General features: G+C 68.7%; 22 protein-coding genes and 1 riboswitch. Of the genes, 5 read left to right on the top strand and 17 right to left on the bottom strand.

Translation table 11 applies throughout. The annotated features are described in order from the left end of the window. Nucleotides 1-71: 71 nt before the first annotated feature. The gene (locus EX20_RS23845; protein ID WP_011881512.1) at nucleotides 72-785 is read left to right on the top strand and encodes a riboflavin synthase; all 714 of its coding nucleotides are present in this window, start codon (nucleotides 72-74) and stop codon (nucleotides 783-785) included. A gap of 81 nt (nucleotides 786-866) precedes the next feature. On the opposite strand, the gene EX20_RS23840 is transcribed toward EX20_RS23845, so the two are convergent. The 11 genes from EX20_RS23840 to EX20_RS23790 all read right to left on the bottom strand — a co-directional run bounded on the left by EX20_RS23840 (nucleotide 867) and on the right by EX20_RS23790 (nucleotide 17026). After that, a complete protein-coding gene (locus EX20_RS23840; protein ID WP_034194954.1) occupies nucleotides 867-2108 on the bottom strand; it encodes a voltage-gated chloride channel family protein in 1242 nt (413 codons plus the stop codon). A gap of 80 nt (nucleotides 2109-2188) precedes the next feature. After that, a riboswitch (Fluoride riboswitch) is annotated at nucleotides 2189-2294 on the bottom strand. 68 nt (nucleotides 2295-2362) lie between these two features. Beyond that, nucleotides 2363-3382: a chemotaxis response regulator protein-glutamate methylesterase gene (locus EX20_RS23835; RefSeq protein ID WP_014724595.1), complete on the bottom strand. Its 1020-nt coding sequence runs from the start codon at nucleotides 3380-3382 to the stop codon at nucleotides 2363-2365. Next, complete coding sequence (locus EX20_RS23830) at nucleotides 3379-5784, bottom strand: hybrid sensor histidine kinase/response regulator (RefSeq protein ID WP_034194953.1); 2406 nt, start codon at nucleotides 5782-5784, stop codon at nucleotides 3379-3381. Before EX20_RS23830 ends, EX20_RS23835 begins: the two co-directional genes overlap by 4 nt. Then, complete coding sequence (locus tag EX20_RS23825; protein WP_034195055.1) at nucleotides 5781-6485, bottom strand: chemotaxis protein CheW; 705 nt, start codon at nucleotides 6483-6485, stop codon at nucleotides 5781-5783. Before EX20_RS23825 ends, EX20_RS23830 begins: the two co-directional genes overlap by 4 nt. Before the next feature lie 45 nt (nucleotides 6486-6530). After that, a complete protein-coding gene (locus EX20_RS23820) occupies nucleotides 6531-8048 on the bottom strand; it encodes a CheR family methyltransferase (protein WP_034194952.1) in 1518 nt (505 codons plus the stop codon). Further along, on the bottom strand, nucleotides 8045-8557 hold the full coding sequence (locus EX20_RS23815; RefSeq protein WP_011881506.1) for a chemotaxis protein CheW: 513 nt from the start codon (nucleotides 8555-8557) through the stop codon (nucleotides 8045-8047). The genes EX20_RS23820 and EX20_RS23815 overlap by 4 nt, the downstream gene beginning before the upstream one ends. Beyond that, nucleotides 8554-10230 (bottom strand): methyl-accepting chemotaxis protein, encoded by a 1677-nt coding sequence (locus tag EX20_RS23810; protein WP_011881505.1) that lies wholly within the window; start codon nucleotides 10228-10230, stop codon nucleotides 8554-8556. The genes EX20_RS23815 and EX20_RS23810 overlap by 4 nt, the downstream gene beginning before the upstream one ends. Nucleotides 10231-10346: 116 nt before the next feature. After that, on the bottom strand, nucleotides 10347-11438 hold the full coding sequence (locus EX20_RS23805; RefSeq protein ID WP_011881504.1) for a hybrid sensor histidine kinase/response regulator: 1092 nt from the start codon (nucleotides 11436-11438) through the stop codon (nucleotides 10347-10349). Between the two features lie 593 nt (nucleotides 11439-12031). Further along, complete coding sequence (locus EX20_RS23800) at nucleotides 12032-13615, bottom strand: Na+/H+ antiporter (RefSeq protein WP_034194951.1); 1584 nt, start codon at nucleotides 13613-13615, stop codon at nucleotides 12032-12034. Nucleotides 13616-13923: 308 nt separating this feature from the next. After that, nucleotides 13924-15357, bottom strand: coding sequence for an aldehyde dehydrogenase family protein (locus EX20_RS23795; RefSeq protein ID WP_011881502.1), 1434 nt, complete (start codon nucleotides 15355-15357; stop codon nucleotides 13924-13926). Between the two features lie 28 nt (nucleotides 15358-15385). Next, nucleotides 15386-17026, bottom strand: coding sequence for an acetolactate synthase large subunit (locus EX20_RS23790; protein WP_011881501.1), 1641 nt, complete (start codon nucleotides 17024-17026; stop codon nucleotides 15386-15388). A gap of 377 nt (nucleotides 17027-17403) precedes the next feature. On the opposite strand from EX20_RS23790, the gene EX20_RS23785 reads away from it, so the two are divergent. Continuing rightward, nucleotides 17404-17721: a type II toxin-antitoxin system RelE/ParE family toxin gene (locus EX20_RS23785; protein WP_330995733.1), complete on the top strand. Its 318-nt coding sequence runs from the start codon at nucleotides 17404-17406 to the stop codon at nucleotides 17719-17721. 3 nt (nucleotides 17722-17724) lie between these two features. Further along, complete coding sequence (locus tag EX20_RS23780; protein WP_011881499.1) at nucleotides 17725-18024, top strand: addiction module antidote protein; 300 nt, start codon at nucleotides 17725-17727, stop codon at nucleotides 18022-18024. Between the two features lie 91 nt (nucleotides 18025-18115). Here the strand turns inward: EX20_RS23780 and EX20_RS23775 are convergent, their stop codons facing one another. From EX20_RS23775 to andAc, 5 genes are all read right to left on the bottom strand, one after another. Beyond that, entirely contained in the window at nucleotides 18116-19402 is a 1287-nt protein-coding gene (locus EX20_RS23775) for a DUF445 domain-containing protein (protein ID WP_014724584.1), read from the bottom strand. 188 nt (nucleotides 19403-19590) lie between these two features. After that, on the bottom strand, nucleotides 19591-20811 hold the full coding sequence (gene andAa, locus EX20_RS23770) for an anthranilate 1,2-dioxygenase system ferredoxin--NAD(+) reductase (protein WP_034194949.1): 1221 nt from the start codon (nucleotides 20809-20811) through the stop codon (nucleotides 19591-19593). Next, nucleotides 20801-21127: an anthranilate 1,2-dioxygenase ferredoxin subunit AndAb gene (gene andAb / locus EX20_RS23765; protein ID WP_011881496.1), complete on the bottom strand. Its 327-nt coding sequence runs from the start codon at nucleotides 21125-21127 to the stop codon at nucleotides 20801-20803. Before andAb ends, andAa begins: the two co-directional genes overlap by 11 nt. A 26-nt stretch (nucleotides 21128-21153) precedes the next feature. After that, a complete protein-coding gene (gene andAd / locus EX20_RS23760; protein ID WP_034194948.1) occupies nucleotides 21154-21639 on the bottom strand; it encodes an anthranilate 1,2-dioxygenase small subunit AndAd in 486 nt (161 codons plus the stop codon). A 17-nt stretch (nucleotides 21640-21656) separates the two neighbouring features. Further along, complete coding sequence (gene andAc / locus EX20_RS23755; RefSeq protein ID WP_014724582.1) at nucleotides 21657-22928, bottom strand: anthranilate 1,2-dioxygenase large subunit AndAc; 1272 nt, start codon at nucleotides 22926-22928, stop codon at nucleotides 21657-21659. Between the two features lie 210 nt (nucleotides 22929-23138). Between andAc and andR the strand changes: the two genes are divergently transcribed. Further along, nucleotides 23139-24095, top strand: a complete 957-nt coding sequence (gene andR, locus EX20_RS23750; protein WP_034194947.1) for an anthranilate 1,2-dioxygenase regulatory protein AndR — start codon at nucleotides 23139-23141, stop codon at nucleotides 24093-24095. A gap of 257 nt (nucleotides 24096-24352) precedes the next feature. Here andR and EX20_RS23745 read toward each other — a convergent pair whose 3' ends face one another. Next, a complete protein-coding gene (locus EX20_RS23745) occupies nucleotides 24353-25243 on the bottom strand; it encodes a LysR family transcriptional regulator (RefSeq protein ID WP_011881492.1) in 891 nt (296 codons plus the stop codon). Nucleotides 25244-25334: 91 nt separating this feature from the next. On the opposite strand from EX20_RS23745, the gene EX20_RS23740 reads away from it, so the two are divergent. After that, nucleotides 25335-26468 carry a muconate/chloromuconate family cycloisomerase gene (locus EX20_RS23740; protein WP_034194946.1) on the top strand — a complete coding sequence of 378 codons (1134 nt, stop codon included), beginning with the start codon at nucleotides 25335-25337 and terminating at the stop codon, nucleotides 26466-26468. The last annotated feature ends 19 nt before the right edge of the window (nucleotides 26469-26487 follow it).

Raw genomic sequence — 26487 nt, 5'->3', positions numbered from 1 at the left:
CCCTGCTCGCGATGCGGGTTCCCGCGATCACTTATCATACGGACCAGGCAATTCGCGACGAAAGGCAGATCATGTTTACAGGCATTGTTCAGGGTGTTGGCGTCATCAAGGCCATCGAGGACCACGGCGAGCTGAGGACGTTCAGCATCGAATTCCCGGAACGCTTCACCGCCGACATCGAGATCGGCGCCAGCGTGTCGGTCGACGGGGTGTGCCTGACGGTGACGACGATCCATTCGCCGACGCTGATCGACTTCGACGTGATGCTGCCGAGCCTGCGGATCACCACGCTGGCCGAGCTGGCGACCGGCGCGCGCGTGAACGTCGAGCGGGCCGCGAAGGACGGCGCGGAAATCGGCGGGCATCCGCTGTCCGGCCACGTCGACTTCACGGGCACGGTCCTGCACATCGCGGCGTCCGAACACAACCGGATGATCCGCATCGGCGTGCCGGCCGAGTTCAAGCGCTACGTGTTCGCGAAGGGCTATATCGCGATCAACGGCTGCAGCCTGACCGTGGCCGACGTCGACCGCGCCGCAGGCTGGTTCGAAGTGTGGCTGATTCCCGAAACGCGCCGCGCGACCACCTTCGATGCGAAGGGCGTCGGCGCCAAGGTCAACATCGAGATCGAGCGCAGCACCCAGGTCGTGGTGGACACGATCCGCGAATCGGTCCAGGAGACGCTCGGCGAGCTGACCGGCATCGTCACGACGCTGCTGGCCGACAAGGGCGTCGATATCGAGGAACTGCTCGCGCGCAACGTCGCGAAGCTGCCGAAGCCGTAACGCGCGCGGCCGCCCCGGCGAGCGCCGGCGGCGGCATCGCGTCGACACCTGACGGCCGGTCGGCCGCCCGCCGCGCCGACGTCAGTCGATCTCGACCTGCGCGCCCTTGCCCACCGCGATGCGCTGCGCGCGGTAAATGCCCGCGTGTCCCGAGAACAGATACGCGACCACGCACGCGACGATCGCATACACGCCGAGATCCGCGCCGAACAGCTCGATCGCCATGATGGTCGACGCGATCGGCGTGTTGGCCGCCCCGGCGAACACCGCGACGAAGCCGAGCCCCGCGAGCACCGGCACCGGCAGCGCGAGCACCTGGCCGAGCGCGTTGCCGAGCGTCGCGCCGATGTAGAACAGCGGCGTCACTTCGCCGCCCTTGAACCCGGACGCGAGCGTCACCACGGTGAACGCGAACTTGCCCGCGAAATCGTACGCCGGCAGCGGCCCGTGGAACGCGGCCTCGATCGTCGGAATCCCGAGGCCCAGGTATTGCGGCACGTTCAGCACGGTGGCCGCGACGGCCACCATCGCGCCGCCGAGCACCGGCTGCAGCGGCGCGTAGCGCACCACGCGCCGGAACCAGGCGGTCAGCGCATGCGTCGCGAACGCGAACAGCCGGCCGACCACGCCGAACGCGACGCCGGCGACGACCGTCGCGGCCAGCCCGGTCGCCGACACCGCCGGCACCGACGCGATCGCATAGACGGTGTGATGCACGCCCCACGCGCGGCACACGACGTCGGCGACGATCGACGACGCGACGCAGGTCAGCAGCGCGTCGTAGCGCAGCCGGCCGATCGCCAGCACCTCGAGCCCGAACACCGCGCCGGCCAGCGGCGTGCCGAACACCGACGAGAAACCGGCCGCGATACCGCCCATCAGCAGCACGCGCCGATGCTCGCGGTCGAGCCGGAACAACTGCGTGACGCGGTCGGCGAGCGCGCCGCCCATCTGCACGGCCGTGCCCTCGCGGCCGGCCGAACCGCCGAACAGATGCGTGACGACGGTCGCGGCCAGCACGAGCGGCCCCATCCGCTTCGGCACGAGCGCCTTCGGATCGTGGATTTCGTCGATCAGCAGGTTGTTGCCGCGCGCGACCGACTGGCCGAAACGGTGGTAGACCCAGCCGGTCGCGAAGCCGGCGGCCGGCAGCCACCACAACAGCCACGGATGCGCGATGCGCGTGCCGGTCGCCCAGTCGAGCGCGATCAGGAAGAATGCGGAAGCCGTGCCGGCCAGGATGCCGAGCAGGGCCGACAGGGCGAGCCAGCGGCACACGTAGCGCACGGTCGCGAAGAAATCGGCAGAGGTCGAGAAAAACATGATTTCCAGATTCGACGGAACATCAAAACCTGGGCGGCAGAATGCCGCAATGGACGGCCTGCGACCTCCTGACGACCCAGGAACACGCAGGCATCATCAGCCGGGCTCACCGGCGGTTGAGGGCCGACTCGCGCGCGCAACGCGCCGTGATCGACCGCAGGGAGGCATGCCATCTCCGCAGCCGGCGATTGTACGCGATGCGCGACGCGGCCGCCAGCATGACGACCAGCGCGGCCGGCCGCGCCGGCAGGCGCTCAGTCGGGCGAGCGGCGCATCACGCGCGAGATGAGCCGCGGCGCGATGCGCTCGAGCGGCAGGATCGCCGCCGCCGCGCCGATCGCCGCGGCGGCCTTCGGCATCCCGTACACCGCACTGGTCGCCTCGTCCTGCGCGATCGTGTAGCAGCCCTTCGCGCGCATCGCCTTCAACCCCAGCGCGCCGTCGCGCCCCATGCCCGTCAGCAGCACGCCGAGCGCGTCGCCCCGCCAGCCGTCGGCGACGCTGGTGAAGAACACGTCGATCGACGGCCGGTACGGCGTGTCGACCGGGTGCCGCGTATAGCCCAGCACGCCGCGCGGCGACAGGCTCAGGTGATCGTTGGTGGCGGCCAGCAGCACCTCGCCCGCACGCGGCACGCCGCCCTGCCGGGCGATGCGCACCGGCAGCCGCGTATGGCCGTCGAGCCACTCCGCCATGCCGACCGCGAACGCCTGATCGACGTGCTGCACGATCACCAGCGCGGCCGGGAAATCAGCCGGCAACGCGCGCAGCAGCGCGGTGAGCGCGGTCGGCCCGCCGGCGGACGCGCCGATCGCGACGAGCGTCGGCTGGCCGCACGCCGGCATCCGCGCGCACGGCGCGAGCGGCGCCGCGCGGCTTTCGAGCAGGCGGCCGATCTGGTCGATCTTCGCGAGCAGCGGCTGCGGCGCGGCGTCCGACGGCAGGCCGAGCGCGAGCGTCGGCGTGTCGACCGCATCGAGCGCGCCCGCGCCCATCGCCTCGTAGACCGACGACGTGTTCGCGCTGACGTCCGCGGTCACGATCAGGATCGCGCACGGCGCACGCGCCATGATCTGCCGCGTCGCGGCGACGCCGTCGAGCTTCGGCATCACGAGATCCATCAGCACGAGATCGGGCGGCTGCGCGATGCAGAAGTCCACCGCTTCGTCGCCGTCGGTCGCGACCCACAGCACGCGATGTTCGGTGCGCGAGGCGATCACCCGGCGCAGCGCCTCGACGGCCAGCGGCAGATCGTTGACGATGCCGATGTTCATCCGCGCGCGTCTCCGATCAGGTCGTGCACCGCGTCGAGCAGCGCCTCGTCGTGGAAGCTGCTCTTGGCAAGGTAGTAGTCGGCGCCGGCGTCGAGCCCGCGCCGGCGATCCTCGTCGCGATCCTTGTACGAGACGATCATCACGGGCACGCGCTTGAGCGCCGGGTCGCCCTTGATCAGCATGACGAGCTCGATGCCGTCCATGCGCGGCATGTCGACGTCGGTGACGACGAGGTCGAACGCGTCGCTGCGCACCGCGTTCCAGCCGTCCATCCCGTCCACCGCGACGGTCACGTCGTAGCCGCGCTTCTCGAGCAGCTTGCGCTCGAGCTCGCGCACCGTCAGCGAATCGTCGACGACGAGCACGCGACGCCGCCGCTCGCCGAGCGCGCGCTGCGGATCGCGCGACAGCGTCGCGAGCTGGCCGCCGCGCACGAGCTTGTCGACCGAGCGGATCAGGTCCTCGACGTCGACGATCAGCACCGGGTCGCCGTTCTCGAGCAGCGCGCCGGCCGCGATGTTCTGGATCTTGTGCAGGCGGCTGTCGAGCGGCTGCACGACCAGCATCCGTTCGCCGAGGAAGCGGTCGACCGCGACGCCGTACAGCTCGGGCTCGCCGCCGACCACCACGACCGCCGTAGTCGCCCGCGCGGCGTCGGGCGCGCCCGCATCGAGCAGCTGATGCGCGGCGACGAGGCCCGCGCGCCGCCCGTCGAACGGAAAATGCGGCTGGCCCTCGAGCACGTCGATGTCGTCGTGCGCCAGTTCGAGCGTGCGGCGCACGTGCGCGAGCGGAAACGCATACGGCTCGCCGCCGACTTCGACGAGCAGGCTGCGGATCACCGACAGCGTGAGCGGCAGCTGCAGCACGAAGCGCATGCCGACGCCCGGTTCGTTGAAGATCCGCACGGCGCCGCGCACGCCGCGCACCATCTCCTGCACCGCGTCGAGGCCGACGCCGCGGCCGGACACGTCCGTCACCGCGTCGCGCATCGAGAAGCCGGGCAGCAGCAGGAATTCGAGCAGCTCGGCGTCGGACAGCCGCGCGGCCGTCTCGTCGTCGGTGAGGCGCTGGCGCACGACGGCCGCGCGCAGCGCGTCGAGGTCGACGCCCGGCCCGTCGTCGATCACGCTGACGAGCAGCGAGCCGGCGCTGTGCCGCGCCTCGAGCGTCACGCGCGCGTCGGCCGGCTTGCCGCGCGCGCGGCGCACGTCGGGCGGCTCGACGCCGTGGTCGATCGCGTTGCGCAGCAGGTGGCCGAGCGGCGCGTCGAGCAGATCGAGGATGTCGCGGTCGACCTGCGTGCCCTCGCCGACGATCGAGAAGCGTACCTGCTTGCCGAGCGAGCGCGCGAGGTCGCGCACGATGCGCGGATACGCGCGCGTCGCATCGCCGAACGGCCGCATCCGGCATTGCAGCGCCTCGTCGTACAGCTGCTCGGCGATGTGCGTGCTGCGCCGCTCGAAGCGGTCGAATTCGTCCATGCGCTCGGCGAGCGCGCGCTGCAGATCGTTCAGCATGTGACGCACTTCGTTCATCGACGCGAGCGCGCCCGCGTCGAGATCGTCGGCGAAGCGTTCGTACAGCAGATCGAGCGAGCGGGCCGCGTCGCGTTGCGCGCGCTTCACGCGCAGCATCGATTCGGCGAACGGCTTGAGCCAGCGCGATTCGACGAGCGACTCGCCGGACAGGCTCAGCAGCCGGTTCAGCGTATCGGCGCGGACGCGGCGCATTGCGGCGGTGGCGGTGGCGGTGGCGGCCGCCTGGGCGGCGTGTGGGGGATCGGTCGCGGGCGGTGGCGTTGCGTGCGGCGGTGTCGCATGCGCCGATGTTGCGTACGGCTGCGCTACGTATGGCTGCGCTGCATGGGGCGGCGTCGCCGCGCCAGCGTCCACTGGTTCGTTCACCGCGCCGTCATACCCGCGCTGCGGCGCGGCTGACGTCGGCGCTGACACCGGTGCCGAAGCCGATGCCGATGCGGGTACGTCCGCCGCCACCGGCACCGCCTGCGCGGCATCGGCACTCGTCAGCGCCAGCGCGAACGCGTCGATCTCGGTGGCCGACACGGGCGGCGCGTCCGGATCTGCGACGCGCAGCAGCAGGTCGACGCCGGCGAGCAGCACGTCGACGTGCGCCGCACTCAGCGCGATCGCGCCGGCCTGCGCGGCGACGAAGCATTCCTCCATCCGCCCGGCGATATCGACGCCAGGCGGCACGCCGACGATGCGCGCGGCGCCCTTCAGCGAATGCGCGGCGCGCATGCACGCGTCGAGCGCGGCGGCGTCGGGTTCGCGCGCTTCCAGCACGAGCAGACGCTCGGACAGCGCCTGCGTCTGCGTGCGCGTCTCCTCGCGATAGAGTTCGAGCAACGACAGATGGCTCAGATCGTCATCGCCGCTCATCGCATGCTCCGCGTGACCGCGTCGAACAGCCGGTCGTCGTCGAGCAGCCCCACCGACTTGCCGCGCCACGACAGCACGCCGCGCGACAGGCCGGCGCCCGCGCGGCCGACCGTCGCCGGCACGGGCACCCATTCGGATACATCGAAGCGCAGCACGCCCTCGACTTCGTCCACCGGAAACACCACCGGCTCGCCGCGGTGCGCGGCCACCAGCAAGCGCGTGAAGCCGCCGTCGGCGCCGCGCGCGCGGGTCTTGCCGGCGTCCAGGCCGAGCAGCGCGCCGAGCGAGATCGCGATGCGCAGCGTGCCGCGAATGTTCACCACGCCGCGCACCGCCGAATGGCGGCGATGCGGCAGCGAATGAATCGGGCGCGTCCCGACGATCTCGCGCAACGCGCCGATCGGCAGCGCCAGCCATTCGTCCGCGACGCGAAACGCCAGCGCCGCATGGCGCGTATCGTCGTCGCGATGCATGCGGGCCGTGTCGTGCGCGCCGAGCCGTCGCGCGCCGTCGGCCATCTCGGCCGCGTCGAGCGGACGCTCCAGCAAGCGCGCAGCATGGTGTGCGTAGACCGGGCAGTTCAGGCAGCGCAGGCACGCGGCGAGCCGCTCGCACGAGCGGTCGCCGCTCGTGCCGATCCGGTTCCAGCAATCGTCGACGTCGATCGGCGCCGCGCCGGCGGCGGCAGCTTCGCGGTTCAGGGTTTCGTCGATCATTCCGCTCTCGGGTCCCAGGTGTCGTTTTCGTTATCCGACCGCACGCCGCGCTCGCTCGAGCAGCCAGCGCGCGCCGGCGCCATCGCCGCCGACGTCGAGCAGCGTCGCGAGATGCGTGAGCGCTTCGTGGTGGGTCGGCCGCAGGTACAGCGCCTTGCGGTAGAAGTCTCCGGCTTCCTCGGCGCGCCCGCGCGCGTCGGCGATCAATCCGTTCAGGTAGTAGGCGTCGGCGTGCGGGCCCGCGTGCGCCGAAAACCGTGCGAGCATGCGCTCGGCCTCGTCGAACGCGCCCGCGTTCGCAAGCGCCTGTGCCTCCTCGAGCGTCGGCGCGTCGACGGCGTTGGCAGGCGCGGGCGATGGCGATCGTGCGCGCGCGAGTGGATCGGCTGGTGGGGGCGCGACCGGTTCGAACGGGCTGGGGGCGCGTGACTGGAATGCTGTCGGCGGTGCCGCGCGTGCGGCATCCAGACCCGACGGCGGCGGCACGACGGCGTGCAGCGCACGCGTTGCTGACGTGGGTGATGACGATGGCAATCCTGATGCCGTCGCGGACACTGACGCACACGTCCACGCTGACGCTAACGGCATCGCTGACGCCGTCGCCGCCCCTGACGTCGGCCCCGCCCCCAACGCCCCGCCCCGCGCCATACGCCCGTAAGAACCATCCCCACCCACATGCCCGGCCACGCACTCATCCGCCACCGCCCCGTCATCGGCGCGCTGAAACGCGAACGCCAGCGGCACCCGCGCCGAACGCATCCCGCAGCGCATCGCGACGCCCGTCTCGGCCGGCCCGACGAACAGCATCCCGTCGTCCGCGAGCCGGCTCGCGAGCTGACGGATCGCGCGATCCTGCGCGTCCCGATCGAAATAGATCAGCACGTTGCGGCAGAACACGAAGTCGTAGCGCACGCCCGTGTCGGCGCACGCCTCCATCAAATTGGCCTGACGAAACTGCACGCGCGATCGCACCTGCTCGTCGAGCAGCCAGCCGTCGGCCGTCGGCGTGAAGAAACGCGTGCGAAACGCCGTCTGCGTGCCGCGAAACGCGTTCCTTCCATAACAGCCGGCCCGCGCGTGCTCGATCGCTCGCGCGCTGAGGTCGAGCGCGTCGATCGCGAAGCTCGCCGGGTCGAGTCCCGCGTCCAGCAGCGCCATCGCCGCCGAATACGGCTCCTCGCCGGTCGAACATGGCGCGCTCAGCACGCGGATCACGCGCCCGGGCGCGCAGGCTATGCGCTCGGCCGCGCGCCGCGCGAGCGCCGCGAACGCCGCGCCATCGCGGAAGAACCACGTCTCGGGCACGACGAACAGCTCGATCAGCGCGCGCCGCTCGTCGGCGCATGCGTGCAGGCGCGCCCAGTACGCGCGCAGCGCCTCCGTCGTCACGGGCGCCCGCGCGGCCGACGGCAATCGTTCACCGTCACTCTTCAGCGCATGCACGCGCTCGGTCAGCGCACGGCTCAGGAAATCATGGCCGAGCGAATCGGGATCGATGCCAGTCTCGCGGCGCAGCCAGTCGCGAAACAGCACGGCGAACGCATTCATCCGGGCGCCCCTTCGTGGGCCGGCTGGCCGTCGAACAGATACAGGTGCGCGACGTCGTCGACCAGGCCGGCAACCGACACCTGCTGCACGACGCCGTCCCGCGTGTTCGCGACGCGCCCGAGCCAGCGCGTGCGCTCGCTCGACACGCCGCTGATGCGAAATGCCGCGCGGTCGATCCGCAGCGTCCGCGTCGCGCGCTCGACGATCAGCCCGATCACGCGCTCGCGTCCGCTCCGGCCGCCGCGATAGCGCACCATCACGAGCCGCGTCGAACGCAGCGCCTGCGCCGGGCGTCCGAGCGCGAGCATCGGCAGGTCGATCACCGGCACCGGCTGGGCGCCGCGCATCAGCAAGCCGGCGATCCACGCGGGCGCGCCGGCCACGGCCGTGGTGGCGGCGAGCGGCAACACCTCGTCGACGTCCGCCGCGTCGAGCGCATAACGCGCGCCGTCGAGCTCGAACATCAGGAACAGCGCGTGCGCGGCGCCGTGCGGCTCGGCGCGCATCATGCGTCGACCTTGAAGCGCGACACGCTGGTGCGCAACTGGTTCGCGACGAGCGTCAGGTCGTCGATCGCCTGCGACGACTGGCGCAACGATTCGGCCGTCTGCTGCGCGGCTTCCGACAGCTGCGACAGCGCCTGCGTGATCTGCTCGGCGCCGCTCGCCTGCGTCTGCATGCCTTCGTTGACCATCTGGAAGCGCGGCGCGAGCGTCTGCACCTCGGCGATGATCTGCGACAGCTGCGCGCCGACCTGCTGCACGTCGAGCATCCCGCGGCGCACTTCCTCGGAGAACTTGTCCATCCCCATCACGCCGGCGGACACGGCCGACTGGATCTCCTTGACCGTCTGCTCGATGTCGTAGGTCGCCACCGCGGTCTGGTCCGCGAGGCGGCGAATCTCGGTCGCGACGACCGCGAAGCCGCGCCCATACTCGCCGGCCTTCTCGGCCTCGATCGCCGCGTTCAGCGACAGCAGGTTGGTCTGGTCGGCGACCTTGGTGATCGTCGCGACGACCTGGTTGATGTTCAGCGCCTTCTCGTTGAGGATCGCGAGCTTCGCGTTCACCGAGCCGGCCGCGTCCATCACGCTGCGCATCGTGTCGCCCATCCGCGTGAGGCCGCTCTGGCTGACGCCCGCGAGCGTCGCCGACTGCTCGGCCACGCCGGCCACCTCGTTCATCGTGCGCAGCAAATCGCGCGACGTCGCGAAGATCTCGCGCGACGTCGCGCCGATCTCGGTCGTCGTCGCCGCGGTCTCGTTCGCGGTCGCCTGCTGCTCGCGCGACGTCGCCGCGATCTCCGCGACCGACGTCGTCACCTGCATCGACGACTGCTGCGCACGCGACACCAGCTCGGTCAGCTCGTCGGCCATCCGGTTGAAGCCGGTCTCGAGCGTGCCGAACTCGTCGCGGCGGCGCAGGTCGAGCCGATGCGTGAGGTTGCCGGTGCGCATCGCGTCGTGCACGTCGACGAGCCGCGCCATCGGCACCGTGACCGAACGGTAGAGCCCATAGCCGAGCCCGAGCGCCGACAGCAGCACGATCGCCAGCGCGATCGCGAGCACGACCTCGGTGTCCTGACCGGATTCGCGGATCAGCTTCGCCGACTGATCGGCGAACTTGCGATTCTCCTGCACCAGGATATTGGCACTGCGCACGACCTCGGCCCACGCCGGCTCGACCTTCGCGTAGGCGGCGACGGCCTCGTCGTGCGACGCGCGGCCCTTCTGCACCGCGTCGTTCAGCAACGGCAGGTAGCGGTCGTATGCGCTGCGGAACACCGCGAAGCGCTGACGGTCCTCGTCGCGGAACGTGGTGTTCTGATAGTCGATCGACAGCGATTCGATTTCCTTGAGCGCGTCGCCGAGCTTCGCGAAATCGCGCTGCACGAGCTCCGGGCTCGTATCGACGAAGGTCGCCTGTTGCAGCGTCGCGAACGATTCGTTGACCGCCCCGCGCAACGACGCCGCAAGATACACGCCGGGCAGCGAATCGCGCTCGATGCTGACGGCTTCGGCATTGATCGCGCGCAGCCGCTCGTACGACACGCCGGCCATCACGAGCATCAGCACGAACAGCACGCCGAAGCTCAGCAGGATGCGATTGCCGAGCGTGAGCCGGGCGGCGCCGAGGGTCGGATGCAAGCTTTCATGGTTCGCACGGGGCGTCAGGGTGGCCATGTTCGTTGTGGGCTTTCAAAACAGCGTTAAAAAACCGCGCCTGCGCGCGCAGGACGGCGTGGCGCGAGCGCATCGGGTGTTACCGGCGGCACGGCGCGGGCAAGCGGCGCGCGCCATCACCGCTCGCGTTGAGCCGGCAACCGCAGCGCGACCATGAAGCCGCGCGCCGTGTCGCGCATCAGGATCTGGCCGCGATGCCGCGCCGCCGTCGCACGCACGAACGCCAGCCCGAGACCGAAACCGCCGCGCATCGCACCATGCACGGATTCGAGCCGCACGAACGATTCGGTCGCGGCCGCGCGCTGTTCGGGCGCGATGCCGGAGCCGGCGTCCTCGACGCCGATCAGCCACGCGCCGCCGTCGTCGTTCAGCGTGCAATGGATGTCGGCGCCGGCCGGCCCGTATTTCAGCGCGTTGTCGATCAGGTTCGCGACCGCGCGCGTGAGCATCATGCGATCGCCCATCGTCGCGCACTCGGCGTCGCACACGTGCGCGACGATGCGGCTGCCGAATCCGAGCGCCTTCTCCCACAGCTGGTCGACCGCGTCGAGCACGACCTCGTCGAGGCTCACGAGCTCGTGCGCGCGGCGCTCCGATTGCGCACGGGTCAGATGGATGAAGCCGTCGGCGAGCGCGAGCGCGCGGCGCGCGTGGCCCGCGATGCGCTCCAGCAGCGCGGGCATGTCGCCGTGTTCGTTCCGGTAGACCTCGAGCAGCGCGAGAATCGACGTCTGCGGCGAGCGCATGTCGTGCGACAGGAAATCCAGCGCCTCGTCGCGCTGCCGCGCCATCAGGTACGAACTCGAGTGGTAGCGGATGCGCGCCGTCAGTTCCATCGCGTCCGGCAACTTCACCAGATAGTCGTTCGCGCCGGCGATGAACGCCTCGCGCTTGACGACCGGCTCCTCCTTCGCAGACAGCACGATGATCGGCACGCGCGCCGTGTCCACGTGCGCGCGCCACGCGCGCACGAGGTCCAGGCCGTCGATGTCCGGCATCACGAGGTCCTGCAGGATGACGGTCGGCTTGACGTCGCGCGCGACGGCCAATGCCCGGTGGGGATCGGTGCACACATGCAGGTCGATGTCGGGCTCGCTGCGCAATGCGCGGCGTATCACTTCGCCGACGAACGGCTGATCGTCGACGAGCAGGATCGACAGCCCCGATTCGAGACAATCCGGCGCATTTTGATCGCGCGATTCTTTCATAAATACCGTTTCAAACGAAAATCACCACCCGATTCATTCTCGCAAGTTGATTATTCAACTCACTCGCCATCTCGATAATTCGACCACATTCTTCACGATGATGGCGTTGTCGCTCGTCAGCCTTTACACACGAGGATTGCAGCGCCGATTTTCCCAAGCAACACCGAATTACATTCGCACACATTCTCTCAATAAAGATTACTGAGCGATTCTAATTGAGATTGCAACAGATCATCTATCTCCTTCAGGTTCAGCTTTGCCAAATATGGTGAAATAACCTGATTTGGATAAATCGGATCATTTCCTTGCGCGAAGCATGAAAACGTTTGCGAGGCCGGCGGGAGACGGTTTACGGGTGCGTATGCGGCGGTCCGGGCCGCCGCGCGTTGGGGCCGGACCATGGACACACTGAGGAATTCGATGGGACGACGGCGGGAGCCCAGGCAAGCCACCGATGCTGCGGGATGACGCGCGATGCGATGCGATGCGATGAGGTGGGCGACGGTGACGGCTGCGGCTCTGATACCGCCGGCAACCCCCACGCCATCGGCGTCCTAAACAACCGCGCTCACCACCCGCGCGCCTGCCGCCGCTCAACCGCGCGCATGCTGCGCCGACACTTCCTGCAGGTCGAGATCGCGCTCGACCATGTGCAGCATCTCGTCGTGAATGTGGCCGGATCGATGCAGCCGCAGCAGTTCGGCGCGCCCGGCCCGGATCGCGGCCAGCACGACGTCGTAATGCGCGGCGCGAACTTCCGGCGGATATTGCGGCGCATCCTTCGTGCGCTCGGTGAGCGCCGCGCGATACGTGTACTGCTCGAGCAGGCGCGGATGTATCACGTTGCCGCTTGCGTCGTGCACCAGCGGCTGGATCGCGGCGAGCTGCGCGGCCTCGATGTACGCCCACGTCTGCGGCTCGCTCAGGTGATGCGCGGCACGTTCGTCGCGTTGCGGCAGGCGCAGCAGCCGAATCAGCGGCCCGATCGTCGTACCCTGCAGCAGCACGGTCACGAGGATCACCGCGAACGACGCGACCAGGATCACGTCGCGGCCCGGCATCGCCTCCGGCAGCGACAGCGCGATCGCGAGCGTCACGACACCGCGCATGCCGGCCCAGCTCATGACCGTCGCGGCCTTCCAGTCGGGCGCCGCGCCGCGCCGCACGATACCGCGCACCGGCCACTTCAGCGCCTCGACCGCATAGACCCACACGAAGCGCGACACGATCACGGCCGCCAGCACCGCGAGCACCGCCGGCATCATCGTGCCGAGCACCTGCTCGAAGCCGCCGAGCCGGTGAATCGCGCCGCGCAGCGACAACCCGATCAACACGAACACCATCGCCTCGAGCAGGAACACGATGACCTGCCAGAACGCGGTGCCGCGCGTGCGCACGGCCGCGGAGAACACTTCGTGCTGATGCCAGCCGACGATCATGCCGGCCGTCACCGTCGCGATCACGCCGGACACCTCGACCATTTCACCGGCGATGTAGGCGAGCCAGCCGGCGATCACCGCGACGGTGATCACCAGATAGTCGTCGTCGAGCAGCTTCAGGAACCACACGACGATGCGCCCCACCACAAAGCCCACCACGACGCCGCCGATTCCCAGCTCCGCGAAACGCACGACCGCGTGCTCGAGGCTGAACGCGCCCGTCAGCGCGGCGGCGACCGCGAAGCGGAACAGCACGAGGCCGGCCGCATCGTTCAGCAGGCTTTCGCCTTCGAGCAGCACCATCAGCCGGCGCGGCAGCGCGACGCGCTCGAGCACCGCCTTCGCGGCGACCGCGTCGGGCGGCGACACGATCGCGCCGAGCGCGAAGCACGCGGCCCACGGCAGCGACGGCGCGACCCAGTGCACGGCGTAACCGACCGCGAACGTCGTGAACGCGACCGCGCCGATCGCGAGCAGCAGGATGCCGCCGACGTTGCGCTTGAATTCCTCCCAGACGGTGAAATATGCGCCGTCCATCAGCAGCGGCGGCAGGAACACCAGCAGCACGAGCTCCGGGTCGAGGTTGACGGGCGGCAGGCCGGGGATGAACGCGATGCCGATGCCGCCCATCAGCAGCGCGGCGGCCGGCGGCAGGCGCAATCGCTTCGCGATGCATTCGAGCGCGACGATCGCGACGAACGACAGCAGAATCAGCTTGAAAGCCGCGACGGGGGACATGAATCGACCTCGTGAAAATTGAACGCGCGGCCGCACGGTGTCGTACGGAGTGCGACCGTTTCGCGCGATTACATCACGATGCGATGCGTTCAGTCGAGCGCATCGAGCGCGCGCGGCGCGGCTGCGCCAGGGTCTCTTCACGCTAATGGCGGGCTTGCGCTGGCCCGCAGAAGAGCCGAGCGCAAGGACTGCGACGAAGCGAATACTCGACGTATTCGCGAAGAGCATGACGCGGCGCACGACCTTCTGGAGGCCAGCGCCACGAACGAACTTTCCAAACAGGTGCTCGTTGTTAGCGCGAACAGCCCCTATCGGCGCCGAACGACCATCAGACGCGGCTCGGTCATGTCCTCGATCGCGTAGCGGATCCCTTCGCGGCCGAGGCCGGAATCCTTCACGCCGCCGTACGGCATGTTGTCGACGCGGAACGACGGCACGTCGTTGATCACGACGCCCCCCACCTCGAGCTCGTCCCACGCGCGCTGCGCGTGCGTGAGCGAATCGGTGAACACGCCGGCCTGCAAGCCGAAGTCGCTGTCGTTCACGCGCGCGAGCGCGTCGTCGAAACGGTCGAACTTCTCGAGGATGGCGACCGGGCCGAACGCCTCCTTGCGGTACAGGTCCTGCTCGCGGCCGACGTCTTCGAGCAGCGTCGCCTCGAACATCGCGCCGTCGACCTTGCCGCCCGCGATGATCTTCGCACCCGCCGCGACGGCCGCGTCCATCCAGCCGGACAGGCGGCGCGACTCCGATTCGGAGATCATCGGGCCGACGAACGTCGATGGATCCTTCGGATCGCCCATCTTCAGCGAGCGCGTCTTCGCGACCAGCTTGTCGCGCAACGTGTCGTACAGGCTCGCATGCACGAGGATCCGCTGCACGCCGATGCAGCTCTGGCCCGACTGGTAATACGCGCCGAACGCGAGCCGGTCGACCACGTAGTCGAGCTGCTCGAACTGGTCCGCGTCGACGATGGCCGCCGCGTTGCCGCCGAGCTCCAGCACGACCTTCTTCTTGCCGGCCTTCTCCTTCAGCGCCCAGCCGACGGCCGGCGAGCCGGTGAACGACAGCAACCTGAAACGCTCGTCGGTGGTGAACAGGTCGGCGCCGTCGCGATGCGCGGGCAGCACCGAGAACGCGCCCTTCGGCAGATTGGTTTCCGCGAGCACCTCGGCGATGATCAGCGCGCCGACCGGCGTGCGGCTCGCCGGTTTGAGCACGAACGGGCAGCCCGCGGCGAGCGCGGGCGCGACCTTGTGCGCGGCGAGGTTCAGCGGGAAGTTGAACGGCGAGATGAACGAGCACGGGCCGATCGGCACGCGCCGCGTATAGCCGGTGTAGCCCTGCGCGCGCGCCGAGATCTCGAGGTTGAGCACTTCGCCGTCGATGCGCACCGCCTCCTCGGACGCGACGCGGAACGTATCGATCAGCCGCGTCACCTCGCCTCTCGAATCGTTGATCGGCTTGCCGGCCTCGATGCACAGCGCCTCGGCCAGCTCGTCGAAACGCTCGCGAAAGCGTGCAACGCAGTGATCGAGCACGGCCTGCCGCCGGTACGCCGGCAGCTCGCGCATCGGCTTGACGGCGTCGACTGCCGCGCCGATGGCCGCGTCGATCGCCTGCGCGTCGGCCAGCGCGACGCGCGTCGCGACCTTGCCGCTGAACTTGTCCGTCACTTCCAGATCGGTATTCGCGTAGACGGCCTCGTTGGCCAGATAGTACGGATAGGTATCCTTCAGCATGGCACGCTCCTTCCGGTGAACTGCGGATTCAGAGTTGCGCCGACAGGCGCTTGATTTCGCGGTTGAGCACGCGCTCGTTGTCCGAATAGTCGATCGGCACGTCGATCACGTGCACACCCGGTGTCGCAAAGCATTCGCGCAGCAGCGGCTCGAGATCGTCGGCCGCCTCGACGCGGTGCCCGTGCGCGCCGTAGCTCTGCGCATACGCGACGAAATCGGGGTTCTTCAGCGTCATCGCGAAGTCGGGAAAATTCATGTTCTCCTGCTTCCAGCGGATCATCCCGAACGCATCGTCGCGCAGGATCATCACGACGAGGTCGAGCTTCAGCCGCACGGCCGTTTCGAGCTCCTGCGAATTCATCATGAAGCCGCCGTCGCCGCACACGGCGATCACCTTGCGCTGCGGATGCACGATCCTGGTCGCGATCGCAGACGGCAAGCCGGCGCCCATCGACGCGAGCGCGTTGTCGAGCAGCAGCGAGTTCGGCTCGTGCGCGCGCCAGTAACGCGCGAACCAGATCTTGTACATCCCGTTGTCGAGGCAGACGATCCCGTCGACCGGCAGCGCGTTGTACAGATCGTTGACGATCCGCACCGGATACATCGGGAAGCGCGGATCGTGCTGGCCCTTCTGCAGATGCGCTTCGAAATGCGCCTTGATCATCGTGAAGCGCTCGAAATCCCAGTGCGGCTGCGGCGCGATCGCTTCCTTCATCTGCCACACGGCGTTCGCGATGTCGCCGACCACCTCGATCTGCGGGAAATACACCGGGTCCACCTGCGCGCCGAGGAAGTTCACGTGGATCACGGTCTTGTCGTCCGTGCGCATGAAGAACGGCGGCTTTTCGATCACGTCGTGGCCGACGTTGATGATGCAGTCCGCGTGCTCGATCGCGCGATGCACGAAATCGCCGTCGGACAGCGTCGCGTTGCCGAGCCACAGCGGATGCGTCTCGTCGATCACGCCCTTGCCCATCTGCGTCGTGAAGAACGGGATGCCCGTCTCGTCGACGAACTCGAGCAGCATCTTGCAGGTCGTCTTGCGGTTGCCGCCCGCGCCGATCATCAGCAGCGGATGCCGCGCGGCCTGGATCGCATCGACCGCGTGCGCGACCGCCTTCTGCTCGGCGATCGGGCGGCGGCTGAAGCTGCGCGGAATCGGCTTGCCGTCGCCTTCCTCGTGCGCGATATCCTCCGGCAGCTCGAGATGCGCGGCGCCCGGACGCTCCTCCTCCGCGCGCCGGAACGCCTCGCGCACCGCCGACGGGATGTTGCCGATCGACACGATCTGCCGCGTGAACTTCGTGAGCGGCTGCATCATGCCGACGACGTCGACGATCTGGAAGTGGCCCTGCTTGCTCGACTTGATCGGCTTCTGGCCGGTGATCATCAGCATCGGCATGCCGCCGAGCTGCGCATACGCGGCGGCCGTCACGAAATTGGTGGCGCCCGGCCCGAGCGTCGCGAGACACACGCCGGTGCGGCCGGTGAGACGGCCGTAGGTTGCGGCCATGAAGCCGGCCGCTTGCTCGTGGCGGGTCAGCACGAGCTTGATCTTCGAGCGCCGCAGCGATTCGAGCAGATCGAGGTTTTCCTCACCGGGAATGCCGAACACGTACTCGACGCCTTCGGCTTCCAGCGCCTTCACAAACAGATCCGATGCTTTCATGGGGACTCTCCGTCGCTGCCGCGTGCCCGGTTTGCGGACGTGCGGCGTTCAGAACGCGCGCCGGCCTACGGCACGCGCACGCTTACCTACGGGATGCTGACCACGGTGCTGCCCGCCGCGCAACACACGGCGGCGCCTCCCGATGCAGGAGGACGAACGGATCCGCCAGCGCGCAGGACGAACGCGCACGGGCGGCAGGGACGTTTTCGATTGTAGACGGATTCGCGGGATTCCTGCTTCGGCCGAACGGCCGATCCGGGCCCCGGCACAGCATCGGCCTGACGGCCAACTTCGCGTCAAACGGCGCGCGCCGCTCTACTGTGACGGCATCGGAACCCCAGTTGAGCTTGTGAACCATGGTTGACATATCGAGTAACGTGCCTTACAGTGCTCCGACGTACAGCATCAGAACGACCGAAGTCTTCGACACATGGTTCGCCGGTCTGCAGGATCGCGTCGCACGGCGGCGTATCCAGGCCCGCATCGACCGCCTGTCGATGGGCAATCCGGGCGACTGGAAGTCGGCCGGCTCCCCGGTCGTCGAGATGCGTATCGACGACGGCCCCGGCTATCGCGTCTACTACGTCAGGCGCGCGACGATCTGGGTGATCCTGCTCTGCGGCGGCGACAAGTCGACGCAACAGGCAGACATTCGCGCCGCGCACGCAATGCTCGGGCGGCTCGACCTGGAGTAAGCGATGGACAAGATCAGCACCCGGCCGTGGGATTCGGCCGCCCACCTCGAAACCGACGACGACATCGCCGACTATTTCGACGCGTGCCTGCAGGAAGGCGGCGACGACCCGGCCTTCATCGCGCATGCGCTCGGCGTCATCGCGCGCGCGCGCGGCATGTCGCAGGTCGCCCGCGACGCTGGCCTGTCGCGCGAAGGGCTGTACAAGGCGCTGTCGCACGACGGCAATCCGAGCTTCGGCACCATCCTCAAAGTGATCAAGGCGCTCGGCCTGCAACTGCACGGCGCGAAAGCGCGCGCGTGACGCGCGGCGCGCGGCGGTGCGCGCCCGATGCGGCGGCGGTTGGCGCGTGACTATCGCGTGACTATCGCGTGACTGTCGCGCGGCAACCGCGTCAATGCAGCCACGCGCCGGCCCAGCGCGGCACCAGCGACACGAGATACAGCCCGAGCCCGATCAGCCCGCCGACCAGCGTGCCGTTGATGCGGATGTATTGCAGGTCCTTGCCGATGTTCAGCTCGATTTGCCGCGACATCTCGCGCGCATCCCAGTTGCGCACCGTGTCGCGGATGTGCCGCATCAGAAAATCGGCGAAATCCGGCGCCATCTCGTGCACGGCCTTTTCGACATGCTCGTTCAGCGACGCGCGCAACGCCGGGCTTTCCGCGAGCCGCGCACCGAGCCAGCGGCCGAGCGTCGCGGCCTGCCGCTGCAGCGTCGAGTCGGCGCGCGCCAGATCGGCCTTCAGCCACGCGCGCAACTGGTCCCACAGATCGCGCACATAGTCGTTGAACGCATCGCCGTCGCGAATGTAGCGCTTGATCTCGTCGCCCTTCGCGATGAACGCCGGGTCGTGCTTCAGCCGCTCGGTGAGCCGCACGACCGTGCCGTCGAAGCGCTGGCGCAACTCGTGCTCGGGGTCGGCCGCGACGCTCTCGAGCACGCGGCTCACCGCGCTCGCGAGCATGCGCGCACCGTTCTCGCCGAACCACTGCGTCGGCATGATCTTCTCGACCTTCGGATATTGCGTCTTCAGCCATTCGACGATGAAGCCCGCGATCACCTCGCGGTTCTCCTCCTTGTCGAGGATGCCGACGATCTGCTCGATCGCATCGTCGAGCAGCGCCTGGTGACGGCCGTCCTTCGTCAGCGTGTCGAGGATCGCGCCGGCAGACTGCGACAGGTCGATCCGGTCGATCATCGCGCGCATCGCGTCGTGGACGAACGAGCGGATGCGCGCGTCGTCGGTCATGTCGAGCGCGAAGCTCATCAGCTTCGTCACGTAGGTGCCGAGCGCCTCGGTATTCGCCGGCTCGCCGAGCCATGCGCCGAGCCGCTGCGCGGGATCGTGCTGGCGAATCTGCGCGGCGAGCGCGTCGGGGCCGAGGAATTTCTCGCGCACGAACACCGCGAGATTGTCGGCGATCTTGTCCTTGTTCTTCGGGATGATTTCGGTGTGGCGCGACACGAACGGGATCGGCACGCGGCGAAACAGCGCAACCACCGCGAACCAATCGGCGAGCGCACCGACCATCGCGGCCTCGGCCACCGCCTTGAAGCCGTCGACCCACGGGCCGCGCGGCAGCAGGATCGTCGTGACGAACACCGCGACGGCGGTCAGCAGCAGCCATAGCGCGCGGCGCTTGCTGCGTTTGAGTTCGAGGGCTTTGTCTGGCGTCATGGGCGATCGGTGAAACGGCAATGCCGCTAATATGCACCGATCGCCCGCCGCCGACAAACCCGCGCGCCGCACGCGCGCGGAACCGCTTGCCCGCAGTCGGATGCGAGCTGCTTTGCCGCGTCGCGCGGCGCCGTCCCGGCGCGATCGCGGTCATACGGAGCGCGTTCGCACCGAGCGCGCGCAGCGCGTCACAGAAACGTCTTCAAGCCGACCGTCGGATCGGCGAGCTGCTGCGGGTCGGGCATCGCGCCGGCCGCGATCAGCCGGCGCGCGGCGCCGATGTCGCGCCCGAGATTGACCGCGGCCGCCGCGACGATCCTGCCGTCGCCGCCGAGCCCGAACACCGTGAACGGCCCGCGTGCCGGATCGCCGCGCACGACGGTCGTCTGCCCGGCGCCGAACAGCCCGAGCATCTGCAGGTTGCAGTCGTACTGATCGGACCACAGCCACGGCAGCTCCGCATACGCGTCGTCCGCGCCGAGCAGGTTCGCGGCCGCGACGGCCGGCTGGTTCTCCGCGACCTGCCACGACTCGATGCGCACGTGACGCCCGAGCAGCGGATTGAAGTGCATCGTCACCTCGCCCGCCGCGAAGATCGCGCGGTCGGCCGTGCGGCAGCCCGCATCGACGCGGATGCCGTTGTCGACGTCGAGCCCCGCCGCCTGCGCGAGCTCGACGTTGGGCAGCACGCCGATGCCGACCACGACGACGTCGGCATGCACGTCGCCGCGATCCGTCTCGACGATCGCGCCGCCGCCCGCCGCGGCACGTATCGCGCGCGGCAGCGTCGCCATCTGAAAACCGACGCCGCGTTCGTCATGCAACCGGTGCGCGTAGGCGCCGACGACTTCCGGCAACGCGCGTTGCAGCAAGCGCGCGGCCGGATCGATCACCGTCACGTTGCAGCCGAGCTGGCGCGCCGCCGCAGCCACTTCGAGGCCGATGAAGCCGCCGCCGAGCACCGCGACGCGGCGGCCGCGCACGAGCTGCGCGCGCAACGCACGCGCGTCGGCGACGGTGCGCACGTAGTGCGCCACGACGCCCGCGTCGATCGGCCCGCCGAAGGTGCGCACGCGCGAGCCGGTCGCCAGCACGAGCTTGGCGTACGGCAGCGTCGTGCCGTCGTCGAGCCGCACACGTTGCGCCTCGCGCTCGATCGCGTCGACGCGCGTGCCGAGCCGCAGCGCGATGCGCTGCGCGTCGTACCACGCGGCATCGCGAACGAACGCGCGCTGCTCGCCGTCGTCGTTCAGCAACGCATCCTTCGACAGCGCGGGCCGGTCGTACGGCAGCTCGCGCTCGGCGCCGATCATCACGATCGGCGCGTCGGCGTCGCGCGCACGCAGCGCCTCGGCCGTGCGCCGCGCCGCGTGGCCGGCTCCGACGATCACGAACGGGTCAGCCGACATTGACTTCCACCTGTCCGTCGACGATCCGGATCGGATAGACGCGCACCGGCTCGGTGATCGGCGCGCATTTCGGCGCACCGGTGCGAATGTCGATCAGCCCCTGATGCAGCGGGCACTCGACGCACCCGTCCTCCACGTAGCCTTCGGACAGCCGCGCGTGGCCATGCGAACACAGGTCGTGCATCGCGAACAGTTCGTCGCCGATCCGGAATACCGCGATCGGCTTCTGGCCGGCGACGCGCGCCGCCGGTTCGTCTTCGGTGAATTCGTCGATGGCGCCCAGCGGATGCCATTCGGCGAGGGTTGCTTCGGTCATGTCGGCTCCTTGCTTCGTCGGGTCGGTCAGATCGGGGTCGCGAGCAGCGTCTGCACGCGCGACGTGTCGTAGATCACGCGCTTGGCCTTGTAGCGCAGGCCGTCGGGCGTGCGCACGACCGTGTCGTAATACTTGCCGGCCTGGTACACGTTCGATTCGCCGTTGCTGCGAGTCTGCACGACCACGTAGTTGCTCTCGGTGTCGATCTCGCCGTCGCGCTGCGCGACGATCGCGAGGCCCGAGGTCATGTGGCGATACGTGTGCTCTTCATAGATGTTCGCGTGCCGCAGCGACACCACGCGATCGCGCAGCATCCGCTGGTTCGTGCAGTGGACGATGCCGACCGGCAGCCCGAGATCCGCGTTCTCCTTCGGCACGATCTCGTACGTGCAGTCCTCGGTGAACATTTCCGGCCAGCGTTCGAGCCGGTCGTTGTCGAGATGGCCGATGTAGCGGTTCTGCAGCATGTAAATCTCGAACCACGTCTTCATGTCTTCCGTCAGGTTTTCCATCTTTGCGCGCTCCCGCTTCAATAGCCCATCAGCTTCTGGTAGCCGACCCAGAACTTGCGGATCAGGCTTTCGGTGATCACCGTGTCCTGCTGCTCCGGATTGCCGCGCGACATCTCGATGACCGAGGTTGCGTCGGCGTCGCGCACCGTGCCGCGCTGCACGAGCTCGGTCGCCTCGGTGTCCTCCATCGAGATGTAGCCTGCCGGCCCGACCAGGTTCGCCTGCTTGATGCGCAGCGCGCGCAGCTCGGGCGTGTCGTCGGCGTAGCCGAAGAAGTGGAAGATCAGCTCGAAGTTGTCCGGCCCCTTCGGCAGGATCTGCCGCGCGACCAGCGTGTTGTGGATCTGCTGGATCACGAGCTGCGGGAAGATCGGCTGGATATGGTTCGTGCAGTCCTCGTCGTATTCCGACACCAGATCGAGAATCGACTCGTCTTCCAGATGGAAGCCTTCGTCGAACGAACGGATGTTCTGCTGCTTGTAGGCGGCCGACGTGTCGTCGCCCGTCTTCGTCACCGTGATGATGCTGTGCAGCCCGTGGTTCGCATCGGGGATCGAGCGCGCCTTCATCCCGACGCGGAAGATGTTGAAGGTCGTATGGAACAGATGCAGCATGCTCGCGTGATACGGATCCTTCACGTTCTCCATGTACAGCTTCCAGTTCGACTTCGAATACTGGCGCGTGCAGCCGAGATACTCGATCGGCTTGTGGAAGATCCGGTCGATCCACGGTCGCATCTGCGCGCCGAGATAATCGGGCAGCGGCGCGACGTCGTCGCTGAAGGTCGCGAACACGAGCCCGCGATAGCTGTCGACGCGCAGCTTGCGTAGCCCGTGCTGCTTCGGGTCGAAGTCGGCCGGCATCCCGGTCATCCCTTTCTGGCCGCGCCGGAACGGCACGCCGAGCAGGTTGCCCTCGTTGTCGAAGCTCCACTGGTGATACACGCACGTGTGCGAGCTGGCGTTGCCGCGCGACTTGCGGCACACCTGCGCGCCGCGGTGCGCGCAGCGGTTCACCCACGCGGACAGCGCGCCGTCCTCGGTGCGCGTGACGACGACCGGCGTGTCGCCGACGAAGGTGCTCTTGAAGTCGCCGGCGTTGGGGATTTCCGCTTCCAGCGCGACGAAGTTCCACGTCGGCCCGCGGAAGATGCGCTCCTGCTCGCGATCGTAGACGGCGCGCGAGCTGAACACCTTGTACGGGACGCGCGAGCCGTCGTCGTGGGGAAAGTGCACGTCGGACGCGTCGTCGCGCGCGGCAAATACGACGGGCGATGCTGTCTGCTCCATGTCGGACTCCTTGTGGTTCCGGTTCGTTGATGGCATGGAGCGGATTTTTGAAAAGCTAATATTCGGCGTCTATCCGGAAAGTGCGATTGCGGCGGCGCAATATCCACTTTCGGCGGATTTCTGCGCTAGCATGACGACACACGCGAGCCGCCGCCCGTTCGTGACCCATTCGTCGGAACGAAGCGCGCGTCGATACCAAGGCCGATGCCCATGTCCCCAACGTCGTTCGAGCCGCTCGCGCTGCGCGCGCACCGGCTGTTCGAATCCCGCGATCTCGACGAGACGCGCGAGCGCATCTCGCGCGTGATGCAGCCGCACGCGCTGCTGCCGAGCGGGCGCATGCAGGGCGCCGCGCACATGGACTTCGTGCGGCTCGGCGGGCTCGGGATCGGCACGATCGCGTTCGGCGACGCGATGCGCGTGCAGGTCGACGCGGTCGACGGCTATTACCTGCTGATGTTCTGTCTGTCCGGGCATGCGCAGGTCGCCGCGATGGGGCGCCGGCTCGGCGTCGACGGCCAGACGGGCGTGCTGTGCGCGCCCGGCGAGCGCTTCGATGCGGTGCTGTCGGCCGACTGCGAGCAGTTCGTGCTGCGCATCGACGCGGCGACCGTCGGCTCGCTGACCGGCAATCCGCGCGCGACGCTCGACCCGGTGCTGCACATCAGCGACGCCGCGCTCGCCGCGTGGCACCAGCAGCTGATGCTCGTCGCCCGCTCGCCGGCGTTGCTGGCGCGCGCCAATGCGAATCCGCGCGTCGCGGCGCAGCTCGAGCATCTGCTGATCGATCTGCTGATCGAAGGGCATCCGCCGGCGGCCGCGAGTATGCGTCACGATCCCGCGCCGGGCTTCCTGCTGCGCGCGCAGGAATTCGTGAACGCGCACTACGCGCAGCCGCTGCAGCTCGCCGATATCGTCGTGGCGGCCAACGTGCCGGAGCGGACGCTGCGCGACGCGTTCCTGCAGTTTCGCGGCATGAGCCCGATGCAATATCTGCGCGCGACGCGGCTCGAGCATGCGCGCGAGTTGCTGCGCAGGTCGCAGCCGGAGCGGCGGATCGCCGATGTCGCGCTCGATTGCGGGTTCACGCATCTCGGGCGCTTCGCGATCGCCTATCGGGAGAAGTTCGGGGAATCGCCGTCGGAAACGGTGGGGGTTAGGCGGTAGGTGTAGGCATTAGGCGGCGGCGGGCACGCGCGGGCCGGCCGCGTTGGCGGGTGGATCGCCGCGTGCGCGGGTGGTGCTGCGTCGGGCTGCATCTTCCGCATCTCCAGCGTCTCCCGCTTGGTCGCCTTGCCCGGTGCGTGCGGTGAGCCCGATGCGCCGCCCGTCGCCCCACGCCCCCTTCTCGACCGAATCGCCCCCGCGTCGCGCCACCCGCCCGAATTGGCCGTTAGTTGCGGCCGCTCCATAAACCGCCCGCGCTAAAGCGTCGGTCCGAACATCGCGCGCGCGATCGCGCAAAACGCGGTCGTCGCCGGGCTTTCGCCGTGCAGCCGGCGGCTCATGATGATCGGCGACGTCGCCGTCGGCTCCGGCAGCCGCCGGTACACGACGCCCTTCACGCGCACGCCTTCCACGCTCTCGGGCACCAGCGACACGCCGACCTGCGCGGCCACCAGCCCGAGCGCCGTCTGCAGTTCGCGCACCTCGTGAACGCCCGCCGGCACGAGCGCGCCGTCGCGCAGCGCCGACAGCTGCTGGTCAGCGAAGCTCGGCCGCGGCGTGCTCGGGTAGACGATCAGCGTCTCGTGCGCGATGTCGGCGAGCGTCAGCGGCCGCTCGGGGTCGGCCAGCGGATGCCCGACCGGCAGCGCCGCGATCAGCTTCTCCTCGATCAGCGCCTCGCGCACCAGCTGGTCGTCGTCGAAGCGCAGGCGGCCGAAGCCGACGTCGATGCGCCCGCCCTTCAGCGCGCCGAGCTGCTCGAGCGTGAACATTTCGATCAGCGACAGCTCGACGCCCGGCTGCGCGTCGCGAAACGCGCGGATCACGTCCGGCAGCGCGCCGTAGAGCGTCGACGGTACGAAGCCGATCACGATCCGCTCCGACAGTTGCGCGAGGCGACGCGTGAGCGGCCCGAGCTCGTCGGCCTGCTCGAGGACGCGCTTCGCCTGCGCGTAGAACACGCGGCCCGCGTCGGTCAGCTTCAGCGGCCGCGCGCCGCGTTCGAACAACGGCAGCCCGATCTCTTCCTCGATCGTCTGCAGCTGGCGGCTCAGCGGCGGCTGCGTCATGTGCAGCCGCTCCGCCGCCCGCGTGATGTTCATTTCTTCCGCGACGGCGATGAAGTAGCGGAGCTGGCGCAATTCCATTTCATGCCTCAAAGGTATGGAAGTAGTCGGAAAGAGTGTTGGACGACGCGGGCCCGGAATTCCTACCATGTGCATCAACAGGAGGAATCGCATGATAGCAACTGCCGCCACCATCGAGCGCATCGACACGCTGCTCGTCGACGTGCCCACGATTCGGCCCCACAAGCTGTCGGTCGCCACGATGAATTGCCAGACGCTCGTACTCGTCCGGGTTCGATGCACGGACGGTATCGAAGGCGTCGGCGAGGCGACCACGATCGGCGGGCTCGCATACGGCGAAGAGAGCCCCGAGAGCATCAAGGTCAACATCGACACGTATTTCGCGCCGCTGCTGCAAGGGATGGACGCGACGCGCCCCGGCGCCGCGATGGCGCGTGCCCGTAAGCTGTTCCAGGGCAACCGCTTCGCGAAATGCGCGCTCGAGACCGCGCTGTTCGATGCGCAGGCGCGCCGCGCCGGCGTGCCGCTGTCGGAGCTGTTCGGCGGCCGCACGACCGATGCGGTCGAGGTCGCGTGGACGCTCGCGAGCGGCGACACGCAACGCGACATCGCGGAAGCCGAGGCGATGCTCGACGCGCGCCGCCATCGCGCGTTCAAGCTGAAGATCGGCTCGAACGCAGTTGACGACGACGTCGCGCACGTAATCGCGATCAAGCGCGCGCTCGGCGATCGCGGCGACGTGCGCGTCGACGTGAACCAGGCGTGGAGCGAAACCGAAGCGATCCGCGCCGGCGCGCGGCTCGCGCACGCCGGCGTGAGCCTCGTCGAGCAGCCGATCGCCGCGACCAACCGGGCCGGGCTGAAGCGCCTCACGCAACTCGCGCACATTCCGATCATGGCCGACGAAGCGCTGCACGGCCCCGTCGATGCGTTCGCGCTCGCGCAGGAGCGCGCGGCCGACGTGTTCGCGGTGAAGATCGCGCAGTCGGGCGGCCTGCTCGGCGCGGCGAGCGTCGCGTCGATCGCATCGGCGGCCGGCATCGATCTGTACGGCGGCACGATGCTTGAGGGCGCGGCCGGCACGATGGCGTCGGCGCAACTGTTCAGCACGTTCGGCTCGCTCAGGTGGGGCACCGAGCTGTTCGGCCCGCTGCTGCTCACCGAGGAAATCCTCGTCGAGCCGCTGCGCTACCAGGATTTCAAGCTGCATCTGCCGGCCACGCCCGGCCTCGGCATCACCTTCGACTGGCCCCGCATCGAGCGGATGCGACGCGGCGCCCGCTGAATCCGCTCGCCCCGACGAA

Origin of the sequence: Burkholderia sp. WP42, assembly GCF_000745665.1 — a bacterium.
Lineage (GTDB): Bacteria > Pseudomonadota > Gammaproteobacteria > Burkholderiales > Burkholderiaceae > Burkholderia > Burkholderia vietnamiensis.
Note: the sequence above shows the minus strand (reverse complement) of the source record. Positions and strands in the feature narration are given on the sequence as shown.

Excerpts from the sequence above, each read along its gene's own strand:
- EX20_RS23780 (WP_011881499.1), top strand. The coding sequence starts at position 17,725 with ATGGACAAGATCAGCACCCGGCCGTGGGATTCGGCCGCCCACCTCGAA.
- EX20_RS23810 (WP_011881505.1), bottom strand. The coding sequence starts at position 10,230 with ATGGCCACCCTGACGCCCCGTGCGAACCATGAAAGCTTGCATCCGACC.
- EX20_RS23830 (WP_034194953.1), bottom strand. The coding sequence starts at position 5,784 with ATGAGCGGCGATGACGATCTGAGCCATCTGTCGTTGCTCGAACTCTAT.
- EX20_RS23845 (WP_011881512.1), top strand. The coding sequence starts at position 72 with ATGTTTACAGGCATTGTTCAGGGTGTTGGCGTCATCAAGGCCATCGAG.
- EX20_RS23790 (WP_011881501.1), bottom strand. The coding sequence starts at position 17,026 with ATGAAAGCATCGGATCTGTTTGTGAAGGCGCTGGAAGCCGAAGGCGTC.
- EX20_RS23745 (WP_011881492.1), bottom strand. The coding sequence starts at position 25,243 with ATGGAATTGCGCCAGCTCCGCTACTTCATCGCCGTCGCGGAAGAAATG.
- andAc (WP_014724582.1), bottom strand. The coding sequence starts at position 22,928 with ATGGAGCAGACAGCATCGCCCGTCGTATTTGCCGCGCGCGACGACGCG.
- EX20_RS23820 (WP_034194952.1), bottom strand. The coding sequence starts at position 8,048 with ATGAATGCGTTCGCCGTGCTGTTTCGCGACTGGCTGCGCCGCGAGACT.
- EX20_RS23740 (WP_034194946.1), top strand. The coding sequence starts at position 25,335 with ATGATAGCAACTGCCGCCACCATCGAGCGCATCGACACGCTGCTCGTC.
- andAb (WP_011881496.1), bottom strand. The coding sequence starts at position 21,127 with ATGACCGAAGCAACCCTCGCCGAATGGCATCCGCTGGGCGCCATCGAC.
- EX20_RS23805 (WP_011881504.1), bottom strand. The coding sequence starts at position 11,438 with ATGAAAGAATCGCGCGATCAAAATGCGCCGGATTGTCTCGAATCGGGG.
- andAd (WP_034194948.1), bottom strand. The coding sequence starts at position 21,639 with ATGGAAAACCTGACGGAAGACATGAAGACGTGGTTCGAGATTTACATG.
- EX20_RS23835 (WP_014724595.1), bottom strand. The coding sequence starts at position 3,382 with ATGAACATCGGCATCGTCAACGATCTGCCGCTGGCCGTCGAGGCGCTG.
- andR (WP_034194947.1), top strand. The coding sequence starts at position 23,139 with ATGTCCCCAACGTCGTTCGAGCCGCTCGCGCTGCGCGCGCACCGGCTG.
- EX20_RS23775 (WP_014724584.1), bottom strand. The coding sequence starts at position 19,402 with ATGACGCCAGACAAAGCCCTCGAACTCAAACGCAGCAAGCGCCGCGCG.
- andAa (WP_034194949.1), bottom strand. The coding sequence starts at position 20,811 with ATGTCGGCTGACCCGTTCGTGATCGTCGGAGCCGGCCACGCGGCGCGG.
- EX20_RS23800 (WP_034194951.1), bottom strand. The coding sequence starts at position 13,615 with ATGTCCCCCGTCGCGGCTTTCAAGCTGATTCTGCTGTCGTTCGTCGCG.
- EX20_RS23815 (WP_011881506.1), bottom strand. The coding sequence starts at position 8,557 with ATGATGCGCGCCGAGCCGCACGGCGCCGCGCACGCGCTGTTCCTGATG.
- EX20_RS23795 (WP_011881502.1), bottom strand. The coding sequence starts at position 15,357 with ATGCTGAAGGATACCTATCCGTACTATCTGGCCAACGAGGCCGTCTAC.
- EX20_RS23840 (WP_034194954.1), bottom strand. The coding sequence starts at position 2,108 with ATGTTTTTCTCGACCTCTGCCGATTTCTTCGCGACCGTGCGCTACGTG.